Source organism: Microbacterium sp., from assembly GCF_035277845.1.
Classification (GTDB): domain Bacteria; phylum Actinomycetota; class Actinomycetes; order Actinomycetales; family Microbacteriaceae; genus Microbacterium.
The window spans coordinates 1-3,592 of the sequence record NZ_DATEJS010000082.1 but is presented as its reverse complement, the minus strand read 5'-3'; the positions used below and the strand labels follow the sequence as shown (position 1 = coordinate 3,592).

The following is a 3,592-nucleotide window of genomic DNA, read 5'->3' as shown; positions in this document are numbered from 1 at the left end:
CAGCAGCTCGTGATCGTCATCTCCGCCGTGGTCCTGATGGTGGCGACCGACCTGTTCGTCCGCCGCGGCCGCACCGGTCGTGGCATCCGCGCCGTGGCGCAGGACCCGGACACCGCCACCCTCATGGGCGTCAGCAAGGAGCGGATCATCATGATCACGTTCCTCATCGGCGGCCTGCTCGCCGGTGCGGCCGCCCTGTTCTACGTGATGATCGTCCCGTCGGGGGTCATCTACAACGGCGGCTTCGTGCTCGGCGTCAAGGCGTTCGCGGCCGCGGTGCTGGGCGGCATCGGAAACATCCGCGGCGCCCTCCTCGGCGGGCTGCTGCTCGGCATCATCGGCAACTACGGCCAGATCCTGCTCGGCGACGCCCAATGGGCGGATGTCGTGGCGTTCGTCGTGCTGGTGCTCGTGCTGCTGGTGAGGCCGTCCGGCATCCTCGGAACGACTCTCGGAAGGAGCAAGGCATGAGCAGTCTCGACGGACCGCGCATCGAGCCCGACGACGAGTCGGCTCGCGAGCTTCAGGACACCGAAGCACGACTGGGGCGCCGCAAGGGCCCGTTCCGCGGCTTCCGCGGACGCTGGAACGAGCTGCCGCGGCAGGTGCAGTGGGCATGGATGGTGCCCGTCGTCATCCTGGCTTACGCCCTGCCGTATCTGAACTTCTTCCCGATCACGACCGAGCCGGGCAACGACTGGCCGATCAGCCTGTTCACGATGGCGATCTACGCCCTCGTCGCCGTCGGCCTGAACGTGGTGGTCGGCTACGCCGGCCTCCTCGACCTCGGCTACGTCGCCTTCTTCGCGGTCGGCTCGTACACGGCGGCCCTGTTCACCAGCCCGGATTCCCCGCTGGCGCACATCCCGTACATGTGGACGCTGCCGCTCGCCATGGTCATCACGGCGACCTTCGGCGTCATCCTCGGTGTGCCGACGCTGCGACTGCGCGGTGACTACCTGGCCATCGTGACGCTCGGCTTCGGCGAGATCGTGCGCATCCTCGCGACCATCATCCCGGCGATGCGCGGCCAGGTGGGCTTCTCGTCGGTGGGGCATCCGCCGGGCGGGACGGCCACGCAGCCGCTCTTCTCGAACTCCAACGGCACGCCCTGGTACTGGCTGACGATCACGATCATCATCATCATCATGCTTCTGGTCGGCAACCTCGAGCGCAGCCGCGTCGGTCGTGCGTGGATCGCCATCCGCGAGGATGAGGATGCCGCCGAGACGATGGGCGTCCCGACGTTCAAGTACAAGGTGTGGGCGTTCGCGATCGGAGCCATGGTCGGCGGCCTGTCGGGTGCGTTGTTCGCGGGCCAGATCGGGTTCGTGAACAACCAGAAGTTCGACGTGCAGACCTCGATCCTGTTCGTCGCGGCCGTCGTGCTCGGCGGCGCGGGCAACAAGGTCGGTGCGCTTCTCGGTGGCGTGATCGTGGCGTACATCCCGCAGCGATTCACCGCGATCGCCGACTACAAGTACCTCATCTTCGGCATCGCCCTCGTGATCCTGATGATCTACCGGTCGCAGGGTCTCGTCCCGGCCAAGATCCGTCTGCTGGCCTACGTGAGGCGCGCGCTGAAGCTGACGCCCCCGCCGCCGAAGCCGCGCATCCAGCAGGAGGCCGCACAGACCCGGGGAGGAGCAGCATGACCGAGGAGACGAGCCGGCCCGCCGACGACGTCGAGGACGCGGTGGACCCCGGCGTTCCCGAGATCGTCGGTCAGGGGATGATCGAGGTCCCGGATGACGCGGGGGAGGACTACACCGCCGAGTCGGAGCGCGAGGTCGAGGTCGCGGTCGGCGAGAACCTCGTCGAGGTGCGCGGGCTCACGGTGAAATTCGGTGGTCTGCTGGCGCTCGACGACGTCTCGTTCGACATCCGTCGCGGCGAGATCCTCGGGCTCATCGGCCCGAACGGCGCCGGCAAGACCACCTGCTTCAACGCGATGACGGGCGTCTACAAGCCGACGAGCGGCGACGTGAAGCTGGAGGGCGTCTCCCTGAAGGGGCGCAAGCAGCACCAGATCACCCGGATGGGGCTTGCACGGACGTTCCAGAACATCCGCCTGTTCGGCGAGATGACGGCGCTCGAGAACGTCGTCGTCGGCCTGGACGCCCGGCACCGCACATCGGTTCCGGGTGCCGTGCTGCGTCTGCCGCGGCATGTCCGTGAGGAGAAGTCCGCGATCGACCGGGCCATGGCGCTGCTCGACTTCGTCGGCATCGCACACCAGGCGAACCACCAGTCCCGCGCGCTGCCCTACGGCTCGCAGCGACGACTGGAGATCGCGCGGGCGCTCGCGACCGACCCGAAGCTGCTGTGTCTGGATGAGCCGGCGGCGGGCTTCAACCCCGCCGAGAAGGACGAGCTCATGGCGCTCATCCGGCAGATCCGCGATCAGGGGTACACGGTGCTGCTCATCGAGCACGACATGCGGCTCGTCATGGGCGTGACCGACCGGATCGTCGTGCTCGAGTTCGGTCGCAAACTCGCCGACGACGTGCCGAAGGTCATCCGCAACGATCCGCGTGTGATCGCGGCCTACCTCGGGGAGCCCGAAGATGACGCTGCTTGAACTGAAGAACGTCTCGGTCCACTACGGCCGGATCCAGGCGCTGCGCGACATCTCCTTCGCCGTCGACCAGGGGGAGATCGTCTCGCTGATCGGCGCGAACGGGGCCGGCAAGACGACCACGATGCGCACGATCTCCGGATTGCTGAACCCGTCGCAGGGCTCGATCACGTTCGACGGCCAGGACATCACCAAGATGAAGGCCCACATCCGGGTCGTGAAGGGCATCTCACAGGCGCCTGAGGGTCGCGGGATCTTCCCGGGCATGACGGTGATGGAGAACCTGGACATGGGCACGTTCGGCCTGAAGTCCAAGAGCGGCGTGCCCGCGTCGCTCGAGCGGGTGTTCTCGCTGTTCCCGCGGCTCGCCGAGCGCAGGAAGCAGCTCGGCGGCACCATGTCCGGTGGCGAGCAGCAGATGCTCGCCATCGGCCGGGCGCTCATGTCGCAGCCGCGCGTGCTGCTGCTGGACGAGCCGTCCATGGGCCTCGCACCGCAGTTCATCCGCCAGATCTTCGCGATCATCAAGGAGATCAACGAGCAGGGCACCACCATCCTGCTCGTTGAGCAGAACGCGAACCAGGCGCTCGCGCGGGCCCACCGCGCGTTCGTGCTCGAGACGGGCGAGATCACCAAGTCCGGCACCGGCAAGGAACTGCTCGCCGACCCCTCCATCAAGGAGGCGTACCTCGGCGTCGGCTGACGCCGTGGACGCGGGACGGGGACGGATGCCGCGGCATCCGTCCCCGTCCCGTTCCTCCGTCAGTGCGACGAGGTGGCGGGTGTTTCGGTGCGGTCGGTGGACCAGTTGGTGTGGAAGGTGCCGGGTTTGTCGGTGCGGTGGTAGGTGTGTGCGCCGAAGTAGTCGCGTTGGGCTTGGATGAGGGCGGCGGGGAGGCGGTCGGCGCGGAGGCCGTCGTAGTAGGCGAGGGAGGAGGAGAACGCGGGGGCGGGGATGCCGGTCGCGGCGGCGGTGTGCACGATGCGGCGCCAGGCGTCCTGGGCGCGGGTGAG

Annotated in this window: 4 protein-coding genes and 1 pseudogene; 4 read left to right on the top strand and 1 reads right to left on the bottom strand. The window is 67.8% G+C overall.

Annotated features, from left to right (window positions below):
• From VJR25_RS03590 to VJR25_RS03575, 4 genes are all read left to right on the top strand, one after another.
• The coding region (locus VJR25_RS03590; RefSeq protein WP_414683724.1) for an ABC transporter permease subunit at nt 1-471 on the top strand (471 nt) is incomplete at its 5' end.
• Nucleotides 468-1,655, top strand: coding sequence for a branched-chain amino acid ABC transporter permease (locus tag VJR25_RS03585; protein ID WP_324112600.1), 1,188 nt, complete (start codon nt 468-470; stop codon nt 1,653-1,655). The genes VJR25_RS03590 and VJR25_RS03585, both read left to right, overlap by 4 nt.
• Nucleotides 1,656-1,732: 77 nt before the next feature.
• Entirely contained in the window at nt 1,733-2,581 is an 849-nt protein-coding gene (locus tag VJR25_RS03580) for an ABC transporter ATP-binding protein (protein ID WP_324112602.1), read from the top strand.
• Nucleotides 2,574-3,281, top strand: a complete 708-nt coding sequence (locus VJR25_RS03575) for an ABC transporter ATP-binding protein (RefSeq protein WP_414683725.1) — start codon at nt 2,574-2,576, stop codon at nt 3,279-3,281. The genes VJR25_RS03580 and VJR25_RS03575 overlap by 8 nt, the downstream gene beginning before the upstream one ends.
• 59 nt (nt 3,282-3,340) lie before the next feature.
• On the opposite strand, the pseudogene VJR25_RS03570 reads toward VJR25_RS03575, so the two are convergent.
• Nucleotides 3,341-3,592 (bottom strand): annotated as a pseudogene (locus tag VJR25_RS03570) (NADP-dependent phosphogluconate dehydrogenase); the annotation flags it as partial.

Excerpts from the sequence above, each read along its gene's own strand:
- VJR25_RS03585 (WP_324112600.1), top strand. The coding sequence starts at position 468 with ATGAGCAGTCTCGACGGACCGCGCATCGAGCCCGACGACGAGTCGGCT.
- VJR25_RS03580 (WP_324112602.1), top strand. The coding sequence starts at position 1,733 with ATGATCGAGGTCCCGGATGACGCGGGGGAGGACTACACCGCCGAGTCG.